A 24389-nucleotide genomic window follows, 5' to 3' on the forward strand; every position below is an offset into this window, starting at 1 on the left:
CCGACTGGCGCCGCGCCTGGCCCTTAAGCCTGCTTGAGGAGCCGCCGATGAACGCGCCCACCCTGAACGCCTCCATCCCCGTGGACCAGATCAAGGCCGAGCCGCGCCCCGGCGGCCGCAAGGTCTATCAGGCCGGCCAGCTGTTCCCCGACATCCGCGTGCCCTTCCGCGAGGTGGCCCTGCACCCCACGGCGAACGAGCCGCCGGTGACCCTGTACGATCCCTCCGGCCCCTACACCGACCCGACGGCGGACATCGACATCGCCAGGGGCCTGCCGCGCCTGCGCGACGCCTGGATCGAGGCCAGGGGCGACGTTCAGCCCGTCCCCGGCCGCGAGGTTCGCCCGGAGGACAACGGCCGCGTCTCGGACGCCGCCCGCGTGCCCCAGTTCCCCAGCCTGCCGCCGGTGCGTCGCGCCAGGGCCGGCGCCCGCCCGACCCAGCTGGCCTACGCCCGCGCCGGCATCGTCACGCCCGAGATGGAGTTCGTGGCCATCCGCGAGAACCTGCGCCGCGAACAGTCCGCGCCCTGCGTGCGCGACGGCGAAAGCTGGGGCGCCTCCATCCCCGACTTCGTCACGCCCGAGTTCGTGCGTCAGGAGGTGGCCCGGGGCCGCGCCGTCATCCCGGCCAACATCAACCACCCCGAGCTCGAGCCCATGGCCATCGGGCGCAACTTCCTGGTCAAGATCAACGCCAACATCGGCAACTCGGCCGTCACCTCCTCGGTGGCGGAAGAGGTCGAGAAGATGGTCTGGGCCACGCGCTGGGGCGCCGACACGGTCATGGACCTGTCCACGGGCCGCAACATCCACAACATCCGCGAGTGGATCATCCGCAACAGCCCCGTGCCCATCGGCACCGTGCCCATCTATCAGGCCTTGGAAAAGGTCGGCGGCGTGGCCGAGGACCTGACCTTCGACATCTTCGCCGACACCCTCATCGAACAGGCGGAACAGGGCGTCGACTACTTCACCATCCACGCGGGCGTGCGCCTGCCCTTCATTCCCATGACGGCCAACCGGGTCACCGGCATCGTCAGCCGGGGCGGCTCCATCATGGCCAAGTGGTGCCTGGCCCACCACAAGGAGAACTTCCTCTACGAGCGGTTCGACGAGATCTGCGAGATCATGGCCGCCTACGACGTGTCCTTCTCCCTGGGCGACGGCCTGCGCCCCGGCTCCATCGCCGACGCCAATGACGAGGCCCAGTTCGCCGAGCTGCGGACGTTGGGGGAGCTCACCAAGATCGCCTGGGCCCGCGACTGCCAGGTCATGATCGAGGGGCCGGGCCACGTGGCCATGCACAAGATCAAGGCCAACATGGACGAACAGCTCAGGCATTGCGGCGAGGCGCCCTTCTATACGCTGGGGCCGCTGACCACCGACATCGCGCCGGGCTATGACCACATCACCAGCGCCATCGGGGCGGCCATGATCGGCTGGTTCGGCACGGCCATGCTCTGCTACGTCACGCCCAAAGAGCACCTGGGCCTGCCCGACAAGCAGGACGTGAAGGACGGCGTCATCGCCTACAAGATCGCCGCCCACGCCGCCGACCTGGCCAAGGGGCACCCGGCCGCGCGCCTGCACGACGACGCCCTGTCGCGCGCCCGCTTCGAGTTCCGCTGGGAGGACCAGTTCAACCTGGGCTTGGACCCTGAGACCGCGCGCCAGTACCACGACGAGACCCTGCCGAAGGAGGCGCACAAGACCGCCCACTTCTGCTCCATGTGCGGACCCAAGTTCTGCTCCATGAAGATCAGCCAGGACATCCGCGACGCCGCGCGCGGCGAGGGCGCCGCCGCCGCCTCAGAGGCCGAGGCGGGCATGCGGGAGATGGCCGAGAAGTTCAGGGAAGCGGGCGGTGAGGTGGCGGTGAGGGTCTAGGGAGGCTGCGGGGGCATGGCGAAGACGGACGCGTTCGATCAGAATATCCTCGACGCCGTCGAGGAGCACGGCTGGTTCTGCATGTCCGTTTTCGATCCCGAGGACGTGGCTCCACGCTTCTCCTACTCAATAGGGTTCACCAAGAGCCTGGGTCAGCCGGAGTTCATCATCTTCGGCCTGCCCGCAGACGTGGCGCATGGTGTTCTATGGAACGTCTTTCGGGCCTTGAAAGACGGCAGATCGCCTGAAGACCTGGAGCCTTGGCCGGACCTGATCGAGAACTACGACTGCGTCGCACGCCGCGTTCACCCCAGCCAGGTCAGGCGCGAGTATCTCAACTCGGCCCTGTGGTCTGGGGCGACCCCGAGGCGCGAGGTGGGCCGCTGCCGGTCATGCAGCTGGTCTGGCCTGACCGCGATGGCCGCTTTCCGTGGGAGGCCGGCTGCGACCCGTGGGCCCGCGACAATCAACCGACGCTGTACGTTCCGCGCGGGCATTGATCGGGCGTCAGCCGCCACGGCCCATTGAGTGAAGATCACCCACTCTGAGGTTGAGGCCGGCATCCGCGAGCTGGCGGAGAAGTTCAGAGAGGCGGGGGGTGAGGTGGTGGTGAACGTAGGGGGGCAAACGCTGATTAAAGCTAGTTGGTCATGTTGTTTTTTAGATGCGATGGCATTTTGCCGACAACGTGTCGCTGCGCTTCGTCGTCCCAGAAATAGTATATTCTGATTTGGTTCGCATTATCGTAACCCGTACCAAACTTTATATGGTCGTATAACACGCGAGTTTCGCCACCATAGACAACCGAATAACCGGGGCGCCGCTTAGCTTCTTCTCGATCGACGAAGCATGCGCTGTCTTCCATACCTAGCTCGCCTAGCAGTCGGCGAGCTTCCTCCTTTTGCCCCTGCCTGCCTTTTCTGGCGGGGGTCATGTGGTCGCGCATAATCAAAAGCGCGCCCTCAATGCGCTTCATCATGTTCGCGTGCCCATTCTTTCTGCAGTCCTTGATGGCAGAGGGATGTATGTACACAGCGTCTCCCAACACCTCTTCGGCCCAATCCTCTAGGTCATCATAGGATACAAGCGGTCTATCCTCAACGGTTTCAGAGATTTCCGAGCGATCTCTGTAGCCTACCTGAAGGGCGTCAGCTTTGGTACGGAGACGGGTTACTTCTGACTTTAGTCTCTCAACCTCCCTTTCGGCTTCAATTCTCTTGTCCTGTTCAGATTGAGCTAGGCTCTGCCAGACATTCCGCTCTTCAAGATACTCTTCGGCCTCTTCCTTGGTGAGCTCAAGTTCGGCCCTTATCTGATCAGTTTCTGAACCAAGGCCGCGACTTATGACTTCGCGCGTAACCAGATCACGAACCTTGGAGTATCTGTGAAACTGGTTGTCCTCGGACTGATCAAGAAAGGCGGCAGTTAGCACCCTATCCGAAATCTGCCGCTGAATACCCTCCAAGCCGCGCTCGCGTGCCAGCCAAAGTGGGTGAACAAATGGATCCTCATTATCTTCGGTCAGGCCGGGATTGTACAATCTGACCGCGCCGTTGAAGACCGACATCCGCTTGCCAACCGCTCTCGTCAGTTCCCAAGAGGCCTCGTCGGTAAGGTCAATGACGTGGGCGGCTCCGCCAATCCGCCTCGAAAGGCGCGTCGCTGCAAGACCGGAACGACCATCTGGTCCTTGCGAAATCACCAAGACCGGTAGCCGTCTATCGGGCCTGTATAATAAGTCGAGGATTTCTGGGATGTCGTGCTTAACACTCGGCTCAATCACGTCCGAGAGAGAGCGGCCATCAGCCTCAGCCGATAGTTTATCCAAAATACTGCGAACCACGCGAGGCCTCGTAGGCTCGAATGGTGGGCATTGATCTCGAAGCACGCAGGTCAACTGTGCGCCGAACCTTACCGGCCGGCCTATCCTCCGCTCTACGAAGAACTCCGACACCCAGGTTCGGGGGCATTCTGGGTCTGGAAAGTCTAGGCGAGAGACCCAAAGCGCCCCATCTGCTCCATCAATGCGAAGCGCTTTGGCGGGGTTGGCGCCAAGCACATCTGTCACATCGAAGGGCTCTCCGCTTCTCGCTCCGGGAGGGAGGACGATACCTGACCTCGGTTGCTGGCCTCGCCTAGGAGGCTCAGTCATCCAATCTACCGACAGCTCAATGCAGCTTTCGAACGCATTGCGGTCCGAAACGTCGAATGAAATCCTCGAGACCGGTCGGATGTTAGTGCGTCGGTCGAACAGCGGTTCCAGCAGCGCCCCTTCAGCCAAGCTCAAACTCCCTCCTGCTAAGAGCTTTGTGTCCAAGCGATTGGACATCCGATTCGTTGACCTGCAATATTCGCGCTAAGAGTGCTGAGTGCGCACCCCGGAAAGTGGAGACGCACACCACAATCAAACGACGGGCGCGGTTAGGCGCCTCACACCCGCCCCTTTCATCTCACGCCGAGCCCTTTGCCGGGCGGTCGGGGCGGGTCAAGGATGGCCCGCCGGGCCACCGCGCCAGCGGCGCGGGCCTGCAAGGCTCGCGTCCTTGACGCGATCCCGGCCCGCCCGGCTGTCCTGCGGCTGAGAGATGACGCCCCCTACACCGGCATCCGCGCCAGCACCTGCAACGCGATGACGAGCAGCACTACCGTCACCCCGCCCACCCACAGCAGCACGGTCTGCCACGGGCCGTCATTGCGATAGGTGACCGTCCGCTTGGCCTTCGGGTCCCAGACGGTTCTGCCGGTGCTCTCCAGCCGCTCCTTGGAGCGCCACAGCATGACCAGGGCCACGATCGGAATGGCCAGGCCATAGCCGCGCACGATCACCTGGAATTCGCGCCCCAGCGCCTCGCCATAGGAAATCCGCCGCCCGTCCGGCCGCGCGATGCGCACCCCGAACATCCATTTCCCCGGCGTCCCGCCGGTCAATGAGATCAGCAGCGCACTGAAAGGCGCCACAAGGACCAGGGTCATCAGACTCTCGAGAAGGCGGCCGGGCGCTGAATACAGAAAGGCGACGAGGCGGTCGCCGGCGAGCGGATCAACCAGATACGTCGCCATGCTGATCGAGAACCAAAGGATCGAGCCGAGGACCACGCCGTCGGCCCAGCGTCCGAAGAAGCGTCGCCAGGGCCGAGGCGCGGTGGCGGTCCAGGCGTGGGTGTGCGTCGCTTCGGGCGCGGTGATGCTGGTCATGAAATCCCCCTCCATTCGCGACGCTATCGCGTGGGTTGCGCCCAATCAACGGTGGGTTCGGCTGCCCACCTTCTCCTCCCCATCTGGCGATGGGGAGGAGACAGACACGCCCACTTACCCACGCCCCGCGCGCCGCCCTTACCCTTGGCCGCCTGTCCCTTCCGCACAGGAGCGCCCAGTCCATGTCCCAACCCGATCCTCCCCCTTCGTCCCAGCCCGGCCGCTACCGCGCGCCGCCCGAGGTGTGGGAGCGGGTGCGCGACGACTATCTGGCCGGCGTGTCGGCCCCCGAGTGCTGCCGCCTGCATGGCGTGGGCCTGTCCGCCCTTCGCGACCGCGCCGCGCGTGAGGGCTGGCGCCGGGCCGACCAGCCCTGGGTCGCGCCGGGCCGCCTCGACCCGGATGACGAGGGCGTGCTGCTCGAGGCCCAGATCGAGGGCGACCTGGACCGGGTCGAGCTGGCCCAGCTGGCCCTCGTCGCCGACCGGCGCATGATGCGCGCCGTGCTGCGTGGCGATGCGGCGGCGGCCCTGCGCTGGAGCCGCGTCACCCGCATGCTGCACGAGGGTCAGGCCGAGCTGGACCACTGGATCGCCCAGGAGGAGTCCCTGCGGCACATGCTGCGCGTATCGGACGGATCGGACGCTTCGGACGGTGTTTTTCCGTCCGTCCCGTCCGATCAGGACTAGGCGCCGCCGCCCGTGTCCTCCCCATCTTGAAGACAGGAGGCCCCACCAACCTCGGCTCCCCCCCTCGCCAGCGCCGCCTGAAGGGCTATCCTTGAGCTCCCTTCCAGGAGCCGCCCCCATGCCCATCGACGCCCGCGCCTACGCCGCCTTCGACGCCGAGAACCCGCTGGGCCCCTGGGCCTTCCAGCGCCGCGACCCCGGTCCCGACGACGTGGCCATCGACATCCAGTGGTGCGGCATCTGCCACTCGGACCTGCACGTGGTGAAGAACGACCTGGGCGGGACCCGCTATCCCCTCGTTCCGGGGCACGAGATCGCCGGACTGGTCGCCGCGGTGGGCGCGAACGTCACCCGCTTCCGGGTGGGCGACCGCGTCGGCGTCGGCTGCATGGTCGACAGCTGCCGTCAGTGCGCCCCCTGCCGCGCGGGCGAGGAGCAGTACTGCGTGCCCGGCTTTGACCAGACCTATGGCTGGCCCGACCGCCACGCCGACCGGTCCGGCCAGGCCATGACCCAGGGCGGCTATTCCACCGCCATCGTGGTGGACCAGGACTTCGTGCTGCGCATCCCCGACGCCCTGCCGCTGGACGCGGCCGCGCCCCTGCTGTGCGCGGGCATCACTACCTGGTCGCCCCTGCGTCACTGGAAGGTGGGGCCGGGCTCCAAGGTGGCGGTGATCGGCCTGGGCGGCCTTGGCCACATGGCGGTCAAGCTGGCCGCGGCCCTGGGCGCCGAGGTGACGGTGCTGTCCACCTCGGACCGCAAGCGGGACGACGCGCTTCGCATGGGCGCGGCGCACTTCCTGATCAACTCGGACCAGGCGGCCATGAAGGCGGCGGCCGAGAGCTTCGACCTGATCATCAACACCGTCTCGGCCCCGCACGAGATCGCCGGCCAGGTCCAGCTGCTGGCCAAGGACGGGACCATGGTCATGCTGGGCCTGAACACCGAGGGTCTGCCCGTCTATCCGCTGGGCCTTCTGTGGCGCCGCCGTTCCGTGGCCGGCAGCCTGATCGGCGGCGTCGCCGAAACCCAGGAGATGCTCGACTTCTGCGCCGAGCACGGCATCGCCTGCGACATCGAGCGGATCGCGCCGGACCAGATCAACGAGGCCTATGCCCGCATGCTCAAGTCCGACGTGCGCTACCGCTTCGTCATCGACATGAGCCGCATGCCCAAGGAGGCGCTTGCCGAGTAAAGAATCCCGTGATCCAGTCCGCCCCCTGAAATTTGGGGGAGACGCCTGACGTGACCGACGCCGCCCTGCCGCCCGCCGGCCAGCGCAAGACCTTCTTTGGCCACCCGCGCGGGCTGGTCGTCCTGTTCCTGGCCGAGATGTGGGAGCGCTTCTCCTACTACGGCATGCGGGCGCTGCTGGTGCTGTTCCTGGTCCAGCACTTCCTGATGGACCAGGCCGAGGCGGCGGGCACCTACGCGGCCTATGCGGCCCTCGTTTACCTGCTGCCGATCGTCGGCGGGGCCATCGCGGACAAGTGGCTGGGCGCGCGCAAGGCCGTCACCATCGGGGCCCTGTTCCTGGTGGCCGGCCACTTCGCCATGGCCTTCGAGGGCTCGGGCGGACGCCAGTTCATCACCGTCGGCGGCCAGGAGTACGAGGTCCAGACCGTCGGCCGGGACGAGCACCGCCAGCAGTTCGCGGTCCTGGGGACCGAGCGCACGGCCATCGAGTTCACCCGCGAGGGGCTGATCCGCGATCCGGCCGCCGCGACCTCGTCCCTGCCGGCCGTGACGCCCCACGACGCCATCGAGCAGAGGGTCCAGCGCGACCCCATGGGCGAGTCGACCGTGCTTCTGGCCATGGCCCTGATCGTGGTCGGGGTGGGCTTCCTGAAGGCCAACATCTCCAACGTGGTGGGGGCCCTCTACGAGAAGGGCGACCAGCGGCGCGACGCGGGCTTCACCTGGTTCTATGTGGGCATCAACCTGGGCTCGCTGCTGGCCAAGATCCTGTGCGGCTGGATTGGCCTGACCTACGGCTGGAAGTACGGCTTCGGCCTGGCCGGCATCGGCATGCTGATCGGCCTGATCGTGTTCCAGCTGGGCCAGCCGTGGCTTGAGGGTCGCGCCGGCCCGCCGCCCGAGATGGAGGGCAAGAAGGGCCTGTTCGGCGTGCCCTACGGGGCCCTGTTCTCGATCCTGGGCATCGTGGCGGTGATCCCCACCTGGCTCTTGCTGCAGCGCCACGAGATGGTCGAAACCGGCCTGACCTGGCTGGCCCCGGCCATCTTCATCGGCATGCTCATCTGGTCGGTGACGGCGCTGAAGGGCGAGACGCGCTCGCGCATGCTGGCGGCCCTCATCCTGTCGGCCTTCTCGGTGCTGTTCTGGATGCTGTTCGAACAGGCCGGCTCGTCCCTGACCCTGATGGCCCAGAACTCAGTGGTGATGCCGTCCTTCATCAATGCGGCCCAGTCGAACCTGGTCAATCCGCTGATGATCGTGCTGCTGGGGCCGGTCTTCGCCATCCTGTGGCAGACCCTGGCGGCCCGAAAGGCTGAACCCTCGACCCCGGTGAAGTTCTCGCTGGCCCTGATGATCATGGGCGGCAGCTTCGTCATGCTGGCCTGGGCCACCGCGACCCAGGCCAACGACATCTTCAAGATCGCCTTCCTGTGGCTGGGCCTGACCTATGTGCTGCACACCATCGCCGAGCTGATGATCAGCCCGATTGGCCTGTCCATGATCACCAAGCTGTCCGCTCCCCGCGTCATCGGGGTGATGATGGGCGTGTGGTTCCTGTCCAGCTCGCTGGCCCACGCCCTGGGCGGCGTCGTCGCCAAGATGACGGCCACCGAAACCGTCGGCGGCGTGGTCGAGAACCCCGAGCTGGCCCTGCGCACCTACGGCGAGGTCTACAACCTGTTCGGATGGGTCGCCGTGGCCGTGGGTCTGGTGCTGCTGCTCGGCTCGCCCCTGCTGAAGCGGATGATGGCGGGGGTGAAGTAGCGATTCCCCTCGCCCCTTCCGAACAACCTTCGCCCTTGTGGGGTTAACCGCGCCGTGCTGCATATGGCGCAAGCGCAGACGACTGCGTCCAAATAAAGCGCTGCAATAGGGAGTACGGCCGTTGAGCACGACCGATGTAGGGGGGATGCCGCCGGCGTCCCGAAAGACCTTCCTGGGACACCCCAGAGGTCTGGTGATCCTCTTCTTCACCGAGATGTGGGAGCGTTTCTCGTACTACGGGATGCGCGCCCTTCTGGTGCTGTACCTGACGCAGCACTTCCTGTTCGGCCCGGCCGAGGCCCAAGGGATCTACGCCGCCTATGCGGCGCTCGTGTACCTGATGCCGGTGATCGGCGGCCTGATCGCCGACAAGTACCTGGGCTCGCGCAAGGCTGTGATCATCGGCGCCGTGCTGCTGGTGGCCGGCCACTTCACCATGGCCTTCGAGGGCATGGGCGGGCGTGAGTATCTGACTGTCGGCGGGACCGAGTACGTCCTGGAGGTCGAGGGCCGCGATACGGACCGCAAGATCTTCGCCGTCCGCGGCGATGAGCGGGTCGAGATCACCATCTCGCCCGAAGGCGTGACCACGGTGGGCGCCGAGCCCTCCGCCGCCAACGCCGCCGACGCCGGCGCCGTCGCCGCCGCCGAAGCCCTGACCGGCCAGCAGGCCGTGGGCGCCGCCGACCCGGGCGTGGACGCGGCCGTGGCCTCCGAAGCGACCGTGGTTCCCTCCGATGGCGGTGAAGCGGCGCCCGCCGCCGCCCCCGCCGCTGCCCCTGCGGCGCAGGGCTTCCCCGACCGTATTCCGGCCGGCGAGTACCAACTGCGCACCGAGCGCGACCTGCGCGCCGAGCCCATCCTGTTCCTGGCCCTGTCGCTGATCATCGTCGGCGTCGGCTTCCTGAAGGCCAACATCTCGACCGTCGTGGGCTCCCTCTATGAGGAGAACGACCCTCGCCGGGACAGCGGCTTCACCATCTTCTATGTCGGCATCAACCTGGGCTCGTTCCTGGCGACGGCCGCCTGTTCCTATCTCGGCATCGAATACGGATGGGCCTACGGCTTCGGCCTGGCCGGGATCGGCATGCTGCTGGGGCTGCTCACCTTCATCCTGGGGCAGAGCTGGCTTGAGGGCCGCGGCGCACCGCCCGTCCCTCTTCAGGGACGTCGCCTGCTCGGCGTTCCGCTGGTTCCCTTCTTCTGGGTTGCGGGCTTGGTCGCCGTCTTCCCGACCTGGCTGCTGATCCAGCGGCATGAGCTGATCGAGTCGGTGCTGCCTTGGGCTGCGGGCGCGATCTTCCTGCTGGTCGTCGGCTACACCCTGCTGCGCCTGCGCGGCGCCGAGCGCAGCCGCATGCTGGTGGCCGAGGTGCTGATCTTCTTCTCGGTGCTGTTCTGGGCCCTGTTCGAGCAGGCCGGCTCGTCGCTGACCCTGTTCGCCGACCAGTCGACCGAGATGCCGTCGTGGTTCAATGCCGCCATGACCCAGATGTTCAACCCGGGCATCATCGTCATCGGCGGCCCGATCATGGCGGCTCTGTGGATATGGCTGGCCAAGCGCAACATGGAGCCCTCCACGCCGGTGAAGTTCTCCTTCGGCCTGATGTTCGTGGGCCTGGGCTTCTTGGTGCTGATGTGGGCCTCGGAGAACATGGCCAACGCGGACTTCCGCGTGCCGCTGCTGTTCCTGTTCCTGACCTACTTCTTCCACACGGTGGGCGAGCTGTGCCTGTCGCCGGTGGGCCTCTCGATGATCACCAAGCTGTCTGTTGAGCGGGTGGTGGGCCTGATGATGGGCGTGTGGTTCCTGTCCAGCTCGGTGGCCCATATCGCCGCCGGTTTGATCGCCAAGGCCACGACCACCGATACGGTCGCGGGCGTCGTCACCGACCGCGCGCTGGCGCTGGAAACCTATGGCTCCATCTTCGGCACGATCGGTTGGACCGGCGTGGGTGTAGGCGTGATCCTGCTGGTGATCTCGCCGATCCTGAAGAAGGGCATGGCCGGCGTGCACTAAACGCCGCCTATCCCTGACGAACGAAGGGGCGGCGTCTCGGTCGAGGCGCCGCCCTTCTCAATTCAGGAGGCCGGAAACCGTCAGAGGACCTTGCGGATCTGCAGGAAGAACCACGGGTAGGAGCTGCTCTCCTGAACCTCATGGAAGGATAGAGGGCTGGCCTCGCGGACGCCCGTATAGACCCATCGCTCGCGGTGCAGGACGTGGGTCGTGGCGTTGCCGATCTCCAGCCGCACCGTCAGGTCGTCACGCGGCTTCCACTGGCCGTAAAGGGTCAGGAAAGGCTCGTTGTCGACGTAGCGCAGCTCGCGGGTGCGGTAGTTGTAGCCCGCATCGTTGTCGCAGCCGTGGTCAAAGCCGTAGCTCCAGCGCCCGCCCTGAAGATCGTGGTTATAGGCGACGCCGCAGCCGAAGCCGTCGCTGCCGGGGAAGTCCACGGTGCGGCCGGTGACGGGATCGACGATCTCGGATTCCGTCCAGGTGCCGCGCACCTGCAGTCGGGCGTTTTCCACTCCGATCCGGTCGAGCGGCAGGGTCAACCGGGCCTGAAACAGGTCCTGGGATCCGTCGCCGATGTTGCCCACCGCGTCGAAGCCGCCCACCAGGGGAATGACGCCGATATAGTCCCGATACTCGGTGTGCGACGCCTGCAGCTCGAAGACGCCTTCCTCCCAGAAACGCCGCTCATAGACCGCCTCGAGCGTGTCGGCCTGGAAGGGAACGAGGTCTGGATTGCCCGCCGTGACCTGGCCGAGCGTAACCTCGGAGGAGGCCACGAAGTCTCCGAAGTCCAGCTGGCCCACGCGGCGCTCGTAACGGAAGCGGAACTGATGCCCCTCGGCGGGTGACCAGGTCACCAGCAGGCGCGGCTTGGGATAGGTGAAGGTCTTGGACCGGTCAGTGTCGCCCGACTGGCTGATCTCCGAGAACTCGACCCGGAGTCCCGCTTCCACCGTCAGGCTTGGGCGCGGGCGCCACGTCGCCTGACCGAAAACCTCGGCGCGCAGCTCCTCCACCAGCACAGAAGCCGACGGCAGCGCGATGGGCGTCCCGTTCTCGGCATAGGTGGTCGAGCCGTCCAGGAAGTTGTACGCGGCCTCGCCGCCGCCCTCAAAAGCCCACCGGTCGTCAGGACGGAAGCGAGCCAGGGCTCGGCCGATCGTTTCCCCAGAGGTCTCGTCGGACGTGAAAAGGGAATCGAAGGCGCCGCGCTCGAGCGTCGCCTGGAACTCGTTCTGGGCCAGCCTTTGCAGGGCCGTGGCCTCGAAGTCCGTGCGAGGACCGAGTGGCCGGGTCCAGCGCAAGCCCAGCTCGCCGTCCAGCCCCCTGAAGTGCTGTTCGTTGCGCTCGTCCTGACCGGTTCCGGACACCAGGGTCAGGGTCTGGCCCGTAGTGTTCTCGAAGTAGTTCAGCAGGCCGTTCACCCGCACCAGGTTCTCGCCCAGCGGCCGCTGGATGGAGCCCGCCAGATTGGCGTACTGGATGTGGTCGTCGAGCTCGAGGTCGATGTCCTGGATCAGGGCGCCCGAGGCGTCATAGCGTCGGCGGAATCCCTCGCCGACCAGATCCACGCGCAGGTCCGAGCTGGCTGAGAAGGACAACTCCTCCTGGGCCTCGCCCTCACGCCGGGAATACTGGGCCCGGATCATGGGGCCCACATAGCCGGTCTGATAGAGGTACGGATTGAACTCGATGACGGTCTGGGTCGTGACCGTGCTTCTCAGCACGATATTGGCCACCACGGCCTGGCCCTGCATGTCGATGCCGGGCGCGCCGCCGCGAATCAGCTCGATGCGTTCGACGGACTCGGCCGAGATGCGACGCAGGTACTGGTCCAGGCTCTCGGACTTGATGGCCGGACGCTGACCGTCCACCAGCACATTGCCCCCCGCTCCGGCGTAGCCGCGCGTCCCGCTGTCGCCGAAATTCAGGCTGAACCCCGGCAGACGGGACAGCATGTCCAGCACCGTGTCGGGTCTGGCGTCAGCAAAGAAGTCCGGCGCAAACACCAGAATGCCGCTCGCGGCTTCCGAGGCCGCTACCGCAGAGGGAGCCGGCGGCGCGTTCTGAGCCAAGGCGGGGGAGGCCAGGGCGACGGCGGCGCTGCATAACCAAAGACGCTTCATCATGTGTTCGGGGTCCAGGACCTGCGCGCCGACACCTTGGCGGATGCGGGTGAGAAAAAAGTGCCGTCTTGATCAGAAATTTCGCCGAAGGCGCGCATAGATGAACGGATCGAAGTTCAGGTGCCTCGCCTCGCGGTACAGCAGGGGGCTGACGTTGCGCGGGCCTGCATAGACCTCGCGGTCGCGCCCAAAGTCGCGGCCCAGCAGGTTGGCGAACTCCACGCGGAAGTTGATGTCGGGTCTCGGCTTCCACTCGATGAAGGGCTGCAGCCAGGTTCCGCGCCGCCAGTGCTCCACCGTGTCGAACCGGTAGACCGACCACTCCTGGGCCAGGAACATATCGACCCCCCACTGGAGCCGGAGGGACTGGATGTCCTGGGTGAAATGCAGTTCGGCTTCGACCTCGGGCGCGCCGGAGATGGGGCGTGTCTGCCCGGTGGTCGGATCGGTGACTTCGGTGTCGTTCCATTCGACGCTGGCGCGCAACAGGCCGTTGGGAATTCCCAGCCTGGTTGTAGGCAGGGTCAGGTTGACCTGGATGTCGTCGTCGCGGCCTTCGCCTATGTTGGCGGGCGCATCAAAGACGCCCGCGGTGGTGAAGATGGGTGCGCGATCCACCGCGTCGGTCACGGCCCGGTGCGTCAGCGTCACGACCAGGGCGCCGTCGCCCCAGAAGCGGCGCTCCCAGGCGGCCTGGTAGATGGTGCGCTTGAAGGGCTCCAGGTTCTGATTGCCGGCCGTGATGACGCCGGTGGAGAACGTGGCCGAGGCGACGAAGTCGTCGAAGTTCAGCTGGCCGACGTCTCGCTCGACGCGCAGGCGCAGCTGGTTCTGCTCGTTGGGCGTCCAGGTCAGCTGTGCGCGCGGCTTGGGGTAGACGAAGCTGCGCTCCAGCGAGATATCGCCGCTCTGGCTGATGGTGGACGTCTCCACGCGCAGCCCCGTCTCCAGCGTCCAGCGGCTGTTGGGACGCCAGGTGCTGGTGAAGGAGGCTTCCGAACGCAGCTCCTCGACCAGGGTGTCCGCGGCGGGCAGGGCGACGGGCGCGCCGTTCTCGGCATAGGTCTGGGCGCTGTCCAGGAAGTTGTACGCCACCTCGCCCCCGGCCTCGAGCGACCAGGTCGGCGTGCGGGTGAACCGCAGGGTGGCTGAGCCGATGGTCTCGCCCGATCGGTTGTCGGCGGTGAAGCGCGCTTCGTCCGTGCCATCCTCGAACAGGGTGACGAAGTTCACATCCCGGCCGCGTTGCAGGCCCACCAGTTCAAGGCGGGTGCGCGGGCCAAGCGGCTGCTGCCAGTTGAAGCCCGCCTCGGCGGTCACGGTATCGAAGTCATCGTGGACGAAGAAGGCCCCGGGGGTCGGGGCGAAAACCGCCTCCTCCAGGGCGAACTCGTACTGGTCGATATTGACGCGGCTGTTGATGGCCAGGTCGCCGCCCGCCAGCGGCTGGCGCCAGCCCAGCGCCAGAGTTGCGCCCAGCCCTCCGCCGGTCTCGTCGGCGTAGGAATCGCGCACCACCGCCCCTGAAGGCGCGATGCGGTCGCTGGACCCTTCGCCCGCCCCGTCGTCCATGCCGCGATAGATCAACAGCGAAAAGTCGCCGCTGCGGTCCACGTCGAAGCGGTGCGAACCCTCGAACCGCATGGCGGGCGTGGTGCGGCCGTCCTGCAGGAAGCCGCTGGCGACCGCGAACAGCAGTTGGGTGCGAGAGTCGGCGCGGCGCACGACATTCACCAGCACCGTCTGGCCCTGCATGTCGATCCCGGGCGCGCCGCCGCGGATCAGCTCGATGCGCTCCACCTGGCTGGCGGGAATGCGGCGAACCTGTTCCTCAAGACTCTCCGACTTCGATGCTGGTCGCCGGCCGTCGATCAGCACATTGCCGGCCGCGCCGCTGTAGCCCCGTACGCCGCTGTCGCCCCCGTCGAAGGAGAAGCCGGGCACGCGGTTGACCATGTCCATCGCTGTGCCGGGGCTGGAGGAGGCGAAGAACTCGGCCGGATAGACGGTCAGGCCCTGCGAGTCAGGCGGCGGCGCGGCGGCGGCGAGGGCCTGCGTTTCCTGGGCCAGCGAGGGCGCCGTTGCGAGCAGTGCGATGGCCGAGGCGGCAAGGGCTAGGCGGGCTCGGCGCAAGGGTTTCTCTCCATGTGGAAGATGGGGCCCAGCTTAGCCGGGCCCCGATCTGTTGGCGTTGGTCGATACTGCTCAGAAGGTCTTGCGGACCCGGAAATACACGCGTGGCTGGGACTGTCTGGTGATGTGCTCGCTGAACAGCACGGGTGAGACGTCGCGGGGGCCGTCATAGCGCGTGCGGCGCAGGTGGAACTGGAAAGGATCGAAGTTCTGGAGCTGCGCCAGGATGCTGACGCTGGGGCTTGGCTTGTACTCCAGTTGCGCCTGGAAGTAGTTGCGAATCTCCAGGTTCTGCACGTCGTTGAAGCGGTAGTAGGCCTCTTCCCAGCCGCCGAAGTAATGGACGTTCCAGTTCAGGTTCATCGACGGGATGTCCTGGCGCAGGGTCAGCTCGATGGTGTCGGGGCGCTGACCTGACTGGCGGCGGACCTCGCCGGTGGTGGGATCGGTCACCTCGCTGTTGATGAAGACCGTGTTGGCGCGCAGCTGGCCCCCCGGCATGCCCATCCGCTCCAGCGGCAGGGTCAGTGTCGCCTGAATCTGATCGCTCGTACCGTTGCCGATGTTGCCGGGAGCGTCGAAGGCGTAGCCCGGCCCGATGATCGGCACGCGGTCGATGGCGTCCTCGATCTCCTGATGCTGATAGGTGAGCACCAGGGCGCCGTTGCCCCAGAAGCGCCGTTCCAGGGCCGCCTCGTAGACCCAGGCGCGCTGGGGCCGCAGGTCGGCGTTGCCCGCCGTGACCACGCCGGACGACTGGAGGCTGGCCGAGCTGACGAAGTCGCCGAAGTCCAGCTGTCCCACTTCGCGCTCGATGCGGCCGCGCAGCTGGAAGGTCTCGCTGGGCGACCAGGACACCGACACCCGAGGCTTGGGATAGAAGAAGGAGCGCTCCGAGGCGCTGTCGCCGCTCTGGCTGATGGTCGAAGTCTCGAAGCGCGAACCGGCCTCGATCGTCCAGCGGTCGATGGGCCTCCACGTCATCTGACCGAAGAGCTCGCCCCGGCGCTCCTCCACGCGCACGTCCGCCGACGGCAGCGGCACCGGCGCGCCGTTGTCGTAAAGCTCGATGTGCCCCTCGAGGAAGTTGAAGGCGGCCTCGCCGCCGCCCTCGAAGCTCAGCGTGTCCGACCGGCGCCAGCGTAGGATTCCACGGCCGATGGTCTCGCCGGAGTTGGTTTCCGAGAGAAACTCCTGGTCCACGCCGGGCTCGGTATAGACCGAGCGATAGGTGCCCTCGGACAGGCGCTGGATGAAGATGCCCTCGCCCTCCCAGCCGGTGGCCAGGGGCAGGGTGTAGTTCAGGCTCAGCTCACCGCTGGGGCCGCCGCTCCGCCCGCGGAAATTGCCGGGCGCGAAGATCTCGTCTTCCTTGAAGTTGCTGGTCTGTCCCGTGAGACCGACGCGAAACGTTCCCGGTCCCAGGGGCATGCGGTGGCTGGCGCGCAGGCCGTAGCCGAAGCCGTCGCCCTCGGTGTACCCGAGCTGGTCCAGGATGACGGCGCCGGACCCGTCGCGCACGACGCGGGTCGTGTCGCCGGTGCTGTCATCCATGTTGACGAAACGCTGCAGCATGAACTCGCTGATGGTCTCTCCCCGGGTTCGTGTCGCCTCGTAGCGTGCCCCCGGCATGATCCGGCCGTCGCCGGTCATGAAGCTCACCCCGACCTGGAAGGCCTGTTGGACGCTGTCCGCGCGGGAGCGGACGATGTTGGCCACGACCGCGTGGCCCTGCATGTCGATCCCGGGCGCGCCGCCCCGGATGATCTCGATGCGGACCACCTGCGACGCAGGAATCCGCGACACGATGTCGTTGAGATTGTCGGACTTGGACGCGGGGCGGCGCCCGTCGATCAGCACGTTGCCGGCCGTTCCGGCGAAGCCGCGCGCGCTGTCGCCACCGGTGAAGGAGAAGCCCGGCAGCCGGTTGATCATGTCCATGGCCGTCGAGGGCTGGGCGTCGGCGAAATAGGCCGGCTCGAAGGTCAGGACGCCCTGTTGGTCGCCGCCGGTTTCCGCCGCCGCCGGGGCGGCGGGCGCCTGGGGCGCCTCCTGCGCGTGAACAAGAGTGGCGCTGGCGAGCAGGCAGGCGGCGGTACGCAGCAACATTTCGACGGTTCCCTCTGTCGTTGCGATGACGTTGGGGGAGGGCGCCGCGCACCTCCAGTTACAAGGCCGAAAGCTGGATTAAATCGCTGTCACAAACGGCGACCGATCTTGTGCGCCATACCTACATCCCCTCTGGTGAAGAGGGGCGGCGACGGGAACAGATCATGAGCCTTCTGATCGCCGCGGCCATGGCCACGGCCCTCTTTACACAGACTTCGCCCGCTGCGGCCGAGCCTGTCACGCAGGTGGAGGAAGTCATCGTCGTCGCTCGGCGGGCCGGCATCCCCATCTGGGAGGTCGAAGGCCCGGACGGCTCGACCGTGATCCTGGTCGGCATGATCGACGGCGCGCCCGAGGACACCGCCTGGCGGCCGGAGGCCCTTGTCGAGGCGACCTCTCGCGCGGACCGCGTGCTGTTCATGCAGCGGGCGACGCTCAACCCGCTGGAGTTCATGCAGGCGTTGGGCCGCATTACCCGCAATGCGCAGCTGCCTGACGGGCGGACGACATCGGACTACCTCGCGCCGGAGTGGCAGGCGAGGCTGGAGCAGCAGATGCAAGGGGAGGGATCAGCCTGGCATCGGCAAAACCTCTGGGCCATCGCCATGGAGCTGCTCGACGACAAGGCGGGTTATGATCGCCAGGTGCGCGATGACGCCTCGCGCCTGGTGCGCCGCGCGGCGCGCCGGAACCGCGCGCCGGTGCAGCCGGTCGCCAGCTATCGTGGCAAGCCTATGGTGGACCGCTTCTTCGAGGCTGGTCCCGAGGGGCATCGCGCCTGCCTCCAGGCCGCCATCGCCGCAGCCGAGGCGGGTCCGCAGGAAAGTCGCCGCCGCGCCGAAGAATGGACCCGCCTGCGCGTGCCGGAGGTGCTGCAATCTCCGATCCAGGCGGCTACGGAAGCCTGCTGGCCGTGGGGCGATCCCTCAACGGCGGAACAGGTCCGCGCCGACTGGCGCCGCGCGGTCGATGAGGCCCTGGCCGCTCCGGAGGGTGTGACCCTGGCGGTGGCGCCCCTGGCGGTGCTGGCTGAGCCGGACGGCATCCTGGACATGTTGGAGCAGCGCGGCCTGGATCCGCGCGGACCTTTCTGGCGAGCCGACCAGCGCTAGACCGCCGTCCCGCCCACCGTCAGGCCGCCGATCTTGAGGCTGGGCTGACCGACGCCGACAGGCACGCCCTGGCCGGCCTTGCCACAGACCCCAACGCCCGGGTCGAAGGCGAAGTCGTCGCCGATCATGCTGACGCGGGTCAGGGCCGAGGGACCATCGCCGATCAGGGTCGCGCCCTTCACCGGAGCCGTCACCTTGCCGTCCTCGATCAGATAGGCCTCGGTGCACTGGAAGACGAACTTGCCGTTAGTGATGTCCACTTGGCCCCCACCGAAGTTGACGGCGAAAAGCCCGCGCTTCGTCGAGGCGATCATGTCCTCCAGCTTGTCCTTGCCCCCTTCCATGAAGGTGTTGGTCATGCGCGGCATGGGCATGTGGGCGAAGGACTGGCGCCGTCCATTGCCGCCCGCGCTCGCGCCCATCATGCGGGCTGACAGGCGATCGTGCATGTAGCCGACGAGGACGCCATCCTCGATCAGCACCGTGCGCTCTGTCGGCGTGCCCTCGTCGTCGACGGTCAGCGAGCCCCGGCGGTCGGGGATGGAGCCGTCATCGACCACCGTGACGCCCGGCGCCGCCACCCGCTGCCCGATCTTGCCTGAGAAGGCGGACGAGCCCTTGCGGTTGAAATCGCCCTCCAGGCCGTGGCCCACCGCCTCATGCAGCAGCACGCCAGGCCAGCCTGGCCCCAGCACCACGTCCATCTCGCCGGCGGGACAGGCGACGGCGTCCAGGTTCACGAGCGCCTGGCGCAGCGCCTCATCGGCCATGGCCTTCCAGCGCTCGGGGGAAATCCAGGCGTCGAAGCCGGCCCGGCCCCCCGCGCCCACATAGGCGGACTCGCGACGCCCGTCCTTCTCCACCGAGACTGAGATGTTGACACGAACCAGCGGGCGCACGTCGCGCACAGCCCGCCCCTCGGCGCGCACGATCTCGATTTCACGGCGCTCCGCCGCGAGGGAGGCTGAAACCTGGACTACGCGCGGATCGGCGGCGCGCAGATAGGCGTCGATTTCCTGCAACAGGGCGATCTTGTCCGAAAAGGCGGGCCCGGCCAGAGGGTCCACGTCGGCATAGAGGCGGGCGTTGGTGCCCTTGGGCCCTTCAGCGGCGACGCCGGCATGGCCGCGCCGGGCGGCGCCGGCCGCATCGGCGGCGCGGTTCAGGGCCGCCAGGCTGATCTCGTTGGCGTGGGCGTAGCCGGCGGTCTCGCCGGCGACCACCCGCAATCCGAACCCCTCGGACCCGTCGTAGGCGGCGGACTTCAGTCGGCCGTCGTCGAAGACGACCGACTCGCTCTGGGTGCGCTCGAGGAAGAGTTCGCCGTCATCGGCGCCGTGGACGGCCTCGGCCAGCACGGCCCGGGCGCGCTCGGGCTCGACGCCGTGCTGATCGAGGAGGGAGGGGGAGGCGGGGGAGGCGGTCATCCCCCCTACTTAGAAACTCTCCGCCGCTTTAGAAACTCTCGTCGCGCCCCGACCCGACCGTAATGTCGCCGGCGCCGACCACCCGCTGATCCAGCTGTTCCGGCCGCTCGGGGAAGTCCACGTCGCCCGATCCGGTGATATCGACCCGAGCGCGACGCACGGCGCCGGACTCCACGTCGCCGGCGCCCAGCAGGACGTATTCGGCCTCCTGAGCGGTCAGGTTACGGAAGTCGGCGTCGCCCGAGCCGGTCAGGTTCAGGCTGACCCGTTCGGTCCGGCCGTCGGCGATGACGTCGGAAGCTCCGGCCGAGACGATATCCAGGCGCGGCTGATCATAACCGCGGATCTCCAGACGCCCGGCCCCGCGCTGTTCAAAGCGGGTCACGTCCGGCGCCCGCACGGTCAGGCGCAGCCGTCCCGATCCCGGCAGGGTGTGCACGCCGCGCGCATCGATGCGGATGGAGTCCGGTTCCGAGCGGCCGCGCAGCCGAATGGCGCCGTTCTCGACCGTAAGCCGGTCAAGGACCGCGGCGGCGCCGGTGGCCTCAATGCCCGCCTCGTCGGACTGCACGAAGATCACTTCTCCCGGAATGAACAGGGACAGGGTGTCCGTGCCGTTCCAGGCGAGCGTGCGCGTCTCGACAGGCGTCTCGTCCCCGTCGGTCGAGCCGACGCTGAAGTCGTCCGCGCTGACATGGACCATGCCGCCCCAGTCGCCGTCGCGAATGACCCAACCGTTGCTGAACAGGTCGCGGCCGCCGAGCGCCGCCGCGCCGCCGAAGCAGACCGCCGAGAGCACCAGGCCGGAGCCGGCGATGATGAGCAGGGGGCGGATCATTGATCGTCTCCTTGAGCAAGGGCCGGCTTCAGCAGGCGGTAATGCAGCCGTCCGAACCAGACCAGGGCGTTGAAGAGCCCGATGGCGACCACCGTCAGGATCGCGCCGACCGAGGCGGCGGCGGCCATCAGGCCAAGGCCGATCAGGACGGCGGTGAAGGGCCCGCCCGGCGGGGCCGTGAAGGGTCCGCCCACCATGACGACGCCGCCCGCGAAGAAGACGGCCACCACCGCCACGAACAGGCCGAACAGCACGCCCAGAATGCTCATCAGCAGCGGCAGCAGCACGATAATGTCGAGGGCGCCCAGGGCCAGCAGCGCGATCAGGGCGCTGGCGGCGCTGGACACCGACTTCTCCTCGGACCAGCGGCGCAGCGAGGCCTCGGTGCGCAGCTCGCGGGCCAGCCGCTCCGGATTGCCGAGCGCCTCGGCCACCTCGGTCTCGGACCGGCCGGCGGCGGCGGCCTCGTCGAAATGCCGCTCATAGTCGGCGACGATGTCGTCGATGGCGCTGGCGGGATGGCCGGCGAGCCCCCGCCTGAGGCGCGTCAGAAACTCAGCCCGGGTCATGCCTTTCCTCCCGATGTCGGCTCGATGACCAGATCCACCGCCCGGCGGAAGGCCAGCCACTCGTCCCTCTGTGATTCGAAGGCCGAGCGTCCGGCGCCGGTCAGGCGATAGTATTTGCGCGAGGGGCCCGAGGGCGATTCCTCCAGGTAGGTCTCCACCAGGCCGTCGGCCTGGAGCCTGCGCATCAAGGGGTAGATGGTCCCTTCGCCCATGCCCACGGCCTGGGCCAGCCGGCCCGCGATCTCGTAGGCGTAGCTGTCGCCGTGGGCGAGGACCGCCAGGACGCACAGGGGCAGGACCCCTTTGCGCAACTGGATGTCTGCAAATTCGGGCACGGGCGCCGCTCCTCTGTTCGCCCCATCATCTACCGCAAGGTATTATGCGATGCAAGATAGCTTGCATGACAAGATCGTTAGGAATGGCGATCTGTCGAAAAAGAAGGCGGAACCGGTCGTTTCCGGCGCTTGGCAAGGCGGCGGCGACCCGATATGTCAGCCGCGAAGTTCGCCCGCGCCGCCGGAGCGCCTGTGCGCGCGAGCGGATGCGAGCCAAGGGGCGCAGGTCCAGATGAGGATTTCACGTATGGGGAAGGGCAAGCTGGCGGTGAGCCGCCTGGCTGGAGCCGCATCGGCCGCCGGCGCGTGGTTGGCGGCGGGCGCCGCGATGGCGCAGGAGCGCGTCTACGGCCAGCCCGTCGACGGCGGCATGGGCCTGCAACCGGCGGCCTCGCCGCTGAAGAGCGAGGCCATCTTCTTCCACGACGTCATCCTGCTGCCCATCATCACGGCGATCTGCCTTCTGGTGCTGGGCCTGCTGGCCTGGGTGATCGTGCGCTACAACAAGAAGGCCAATCCGGTGCCGGCGCGCTGGAGCCACAACACCATGATCGAGATCATCTGGACCGTTCTGCCGGTCCTGTTGCTGATGGTCATTGCGGTGTTCTCGTTCCGCCTGCTGTACCGCTACCACGACATGCCCCAGCCGGACCTGACGGTGAAGGTGACCGGCAACCAGTGGAACTGGGCCTACGAGTATCCCGACCAGGGCATCCCTGAGTACATCTCCAACATGCTGCCCGAGGATCAGGCCCGCGCCCAGGGCGTGCCCTTCCGCCTGGCGGCCGACCAGCCCATGGTCGTGCCGGTGGGAAGCACCGTGCGCATGCTGGTCACCGCTTCGGACGTGATCCACGCCGTGGCCCTGCCGGCCTTCGGTCTGAAGACCGACGCCGTCCCCGGCCGCGTCAACGAAACCTGGTTCCGCGCTGATCGCACCGGCATCTTCTACGGCCAGTGCTCCGAGCTGTGCGGCGTCGATCACGCCTTCATGCCGATGCAGATCAACGTCGTCACCCAGGCCGAGTTCGACGCCTGGGTGCGCGCTCAGGGCGGCAACCCGGACGGCGCCGAGGCCACGGCCGCCGCGATCGCCGCGCCGCCCATCGCGGCCACCGCGCCCGAAAACGAACAAGACCCCACCGTTCCCGTTCCGCCCGCGGTCGAGTCGGCTCCGGCCGCCGCCCCGGCGAACGCCTAAGCCGCCGTTCAAGGAAGTCGCAGATGGTCGACGCCGTTCAAACCCATGATCGAGCCGCCCACGGCAACGCCGAGGCGCATCACGATCACGATCACAAGCCGGGCTTCTTCGTCCGCTGGTTCTTCTCCACGAACCACAAGGACATCGGCACGCTCTACATCCTGTTCGCCATCATGGCGGGCCTCGTGGGCGGCGCCCTGTCGGGCCTGATCCGCGAAGAACTGATGGAGCCGGGCATCCAGATCTTCCACGAGGGCTCCTGGCTGGCCCAGCTGGGTTGGATCGAGGCCTCCAAGCACGGCTACAACGCCGTGGTCACGGCCCACGCCCTGATCATGATCTTCTTCATGGTCATGCCGGCCATGATCGGCGGCTTCGGCAACTGGTTCGTGCCGCTTCAGATCGGCGCGCCGGACATGGCCTTCCCGCGCATGAACAACATCTCGTTCTGGCTTCTGGTGGCCGCCTGGGTGCTGCTGATCGCCTCGATGCTGGTGGACGGCGGGCCGGGCCGCGGCTTCGGCGGAGGCTGGACCATCTATCCGCCGCTTTCGACCCTGGGCCACGCGGGTCCGTCCATGGACCTGGCCATCTTCGCCCTGCACATCGCGGGCGCCAGCTCGATCCTGGGCGCCATCAACTTCATCACCACCATATTCAACATGCGCGCGCCGGGCATGACCCTGCACCGCATGCCGCTGTTCGTCTGGTCGGTGCTGGTCACGGCCTTCCTGCTGCTGCTGTCGCTGCCCGTGCTGGCCGGCGCCATCACCATGCTGCTGGCCGACCGTAACTTCGGCACCAGCTTCTTCGCGCCCTCGGGCGGCGGCGACCCGGTGATGTTCCAGCACCTGTTCTGGTTCTTCGGTCACCCCGAGGTGTACATCCTGATTCTGCCGGGCTTCGGCATCATCAGCCACATCGTCTCGACCTTCTCGAAGAAGCCCGTGTTCGGCTATCTGGCCATGGCCTACGCCATGGTGGCCATCGGCTTCGTCGGCTTCGTCGTGTGGGCGCACCACATGTTCACGGTCGGCATGAACGTCAGCCTGCGGGCCTACTTCACCGCCGCCACCATGGTCATCGCCGTGCCGACGGGCGTGAAGATCTTCAGCTGGATCGCCACCATGTGGGGGGGCTCCATCAGCTTCAAGACGCCCATGCTGTGGGCGATGGGCTTCATTTTCCTGTTCACCGTCGGCGGCGTCACGGGCGTGGTTCTGGCCAACGCCGGCATCGATTACAGCCTGCACGACACCTACTACGTGGTGGCGCACTTCCATTACGTGCTGTCGCTGGGCGCCGTGTTCGCCATCTTCGCGGGCTTCTACTACTGGTTCGAGAAGATGTGGGGCGTGAAGTACAACGAGTTCCTGGGCTCGCTGCACTTCTGGGTCATGTTCGTCGGCGTGAACCTGGTCTTCTTCCCCCAGCACTTCCTGGGCCTGCAGGGCATGCCGCGCCGCTACGTGGACTACCCCGAGGCCTACGAGTACTGGAACATGGTCTCGTCCTGGGGCTACCGCATCACGGCCGTCGGCGTGATCATCTTCCTGCTGGTGCTGCTTGAGGCCGCGATCCGCCGCCGCAAGGCCGAGGCCAACCCCTGGGGCGAAGGCGCGACGACGCTGGAGTGGACCCTGTCCTCGCCGCCGCCGTTCCACCAGTTCAACGAACTGCCCCGGATCGAGCCGGACAAGCACTAGGACGGGCCGGCCCGTCAGACGACCAGAGGCCGGCGTCTCCCGAAGGGACGCCGGCCTCGCCGCATCAGGACCC

Annotated in this window: 18 protein-coding genes; 9 read left to right on the forward strand and 9 right to left on the reverse strand. The window is 67.1% G+C overall.

The genetic code is table 11. From position 1 onward, the window contains the following. Positions 1-47: 47 nt before the first annotated feature. Together thiC and Q0812_RS01115 are read left to right on the forward strand one after the other, a co-directional pair. Complete coding sequence (gene thiC, locus Q0812_RS01110; RefSeq protein WP_302108449.1) at positions 48-1889, forward strand: phosphomethylpyrimidine synthase ThiC; 1842 nt, start codon at positions 48-50, stop codon at positions 1887-1889. Between the two features lie 15 nt (positions 1890-1904). Continuing rightward, positions 1905-2417 (forward strand): DUF4262 domain-containing protein, encoded by a 513-nt coding sequence (locus Q0812_RS01115; protein WP_302108450.1) that lies wholly within the window; start codon positions 1905-1907, stop codon positions 2415-2417. Between the two features lie 112 nt (positions 2418-2529). Here the strand turns inward: Q0812_RS01115 and Q0812_RS01120 are convergent, their stop codons facing one another. Beyond that, positions 2530-3732, reverse strand: a complete 1203-nt coding sequence (locus tag Q0812_RS01120; RefSeq protein ID WP_302108451.1) for a hypothetical protein — start codon at positions 3730-3732, stop codon at positions 2530-2532. Positions 3733-4484: 752 nt separating this feature from the next. Beyond that, entirely contained in the window at positions 4485-5084 is a 600-nt protein-coding gene (locus tag Q0812_RS01125; RefSeq protein WP_302108452.1) for an RDD family protein, read from the reverse strand. Positions 5085-5266: 182 nt separating this feature from the next. Between Q0812_RS01125 and Q0812_RS01130 the strand changes: the two genes are divergently transcribed. The 4 genes from Q0812_RS01130 (at position 5267) to Q0812_RS01145 (ending at position 10760) form a co-directional block, all read left to right on the forward strand. Further along, complete coding sequence (locus Q0812_RS01130) at positions 5267-5773, forward strand: hypothetical protein (protein ID WP_302108453.1); 507 nt, start codon at positions 5267-5269, stop codon at positions 5771-5773. A gap of 118 nt (positions 5774-5891) precedes the next feature. Then, complete coding sequence (locus Q0812_RS01135; RefSeq protein WP_302108454.1) at positions 5892-6971, forward strand: NAD(P)-dependent alcohol dehydrogenase; 1080 nt, start codon at positions 5892-5894, stop codon at positions 6969-6971. A gap of 50 nt (positions 6972-7021) precedes the next feature. Further along, positions 7022-8740: a peptide MFS transporter gene (locus tag Q0812_RS01140; RefSeq protein WP_302108455.1), complete on the forward strand. Its 1719-nt coding sequence runs from the start codon at positions 7022-7024 to the stop codon at positions 8738-8740. Between the two features lie 145 nt (positions 8741-8885). Beyond that, positions 8886-10760 (forward strand): peptide MFS transporter, encoded by a 1875-nt coding sequence (locus Q0812_RS01145; RefSeq protein WP_302108456.1) that lies wholly within the window; start codon positions 8886-8888, stop codon positions 10758-10760. An 80-nt stretch (positions 10761-10840) separates the two neighbouring features. On the opposite strand, the gene Q0812_RS01150 is transcribed toward Q0812_RS01145, so the two are convergent. The 3 genes from Q0812_RS01150 to Q0812_RS01160 form a co-directional block, all read right to left on the reverse strand. Then, entirely contained in the window at positions 10841-12889 is a 2049-nt protein-coding gene (locus Q0812_RS01150; RefSeq protein WP_302108457.1) for a TonB-dependent receptor plug domain-containing protein, read from the reverse strand. A gap of 69 nt (positions 12890-12958) precedes the next feature. Beyond that, complete coding sequence (locus tag Q0812_RS01155) at positions 12959-15019, reverse strand: TonB-dependent receptor plug domain-containing protein (RefSeq protein WP_302108458.1); 2061 nt, start codon at positions 15017-15019, stop codon at positions 12959-12961. A 72-nt stretch (positions 15020-15091) separates the two neighbouring features. Beyond that, a complete protein-coding gene (locus tag Q0812_RS01160; RefSeq protein WP_302108459.1) occupies positions 15092-17128 on the reverse strand; it encodes a TonB-dependent receptor plug domain-containing protein in 2037 nt (678 codons plus the stop codon). A gap of 164 nt (positions 17129-17292) precedes the next feature. On the opposite strand from Q0812_RS01160, the gene Q0812_RS01165 reads away from it, so the two are divergent. Further along, a complete protein-coding gene (locus Q0812_RS01165) occupies positions 17293-18240 on the forward strand; it encodes a TraB/GumN family protein (protein WP_302108460.1) in 948 nt (315 codons plus the stop codon). Here the strand turns inward: Q0812_RS01165 and tldD are convergent. From tldD to Q0812_RS01185, 4 genes are read right to left on the reverse strand one after another with little or no spacing between them, the layout of a single operon-like run. Beyond that, on the reverse strand, positions 18237-19667 hold the full coding sequence (gene tldD / locus Q0812_RS01170) for a metalloprotease TldD (RefSeq protein ID WP_302108461.1): 1431 nt from the start codon (positions 19665-19667) through the stop codon (positions 18237-18239). The two genes, Q0812_RS01165 and tldD, sit on opposite strands and share 4 nt — an antisense overlap. A gap of 28 nt (positions 19668-19695) precedes the next feature. Further along, positions 19696-20505, reverse strand: coding sequence for a GIN domain-containing protein (locus Q0812_RS01175; protein ID WP_302108462.1), 810 nt, complete (start codon positions 20503-20505; stop codon positions 19696-19698). Next, complete coding sequence (locus Q0812_RS01180; RefSeq protein ID WP_302108463.1) at positions 20502-21074, reverse strand: DUF1700 domain-containing protein; 573 nt, start codon at positions 21072-21074, stop codon at positions 20502-20504. Before Q0812_RS01180 ends, Q0812_RS01175 begins: the two co-directional genes overlap by 4 nt. Next, positions 21071-21409: a PadR family transcriptional regulator gene (locus tag Q0812_RS01185; RefSeq protein ID WP_302108464.1), complete on the reverse strand. Its 339-nt coding sequence runs from the start codon at positions 21407-21409 to the stop codon at positions 21071-21073. The genes Q0812_RS01180 and Q0812_RS01185 overlap by 4 nt, the downstream gene beginning before the upstream one ends. Positions 21410-21656: 247 nt before the next feature. On the opposite strand from Q0812_RS01185, the gene coxB reads away from it, so the two are divergent. Further along, positions 21657-22610: a cytochrome c oxidase subunit II gene (coxB, locus tag Q0812_RS01190; protein WP_302108465.1), complete on the forward strand. Its 954-nt coding sequence runs from the start codon at positions 21657-21659 to the stop codon at positions 22608-22610. 23 nt (positions 22611-22633) lie between these two features. Further along, positions 22634-24316: a cytochrome c oxidase subunit I gene (gene ctaD / locus Q0812_RS01195; RefSeq protein ID WP_302108466.1), complete on the forward strand. Its 1683-nt coding sequence runs from the start codon at positions 22634-22636 to the stop codon at positions 24314-24316. Positions 24317-24389 lie beyond the last annotated feature (73 nt).

Source organism: Peiella sedimenti (genome assembly GCF_030504955.1).
Classification (GTDB): Bacteria; Pseudomonadota; Alphaproteobacteria; order Caulobacterales; family Caulobacteraceae; genus Brevundimonas; species Brevundimonas sedimenti.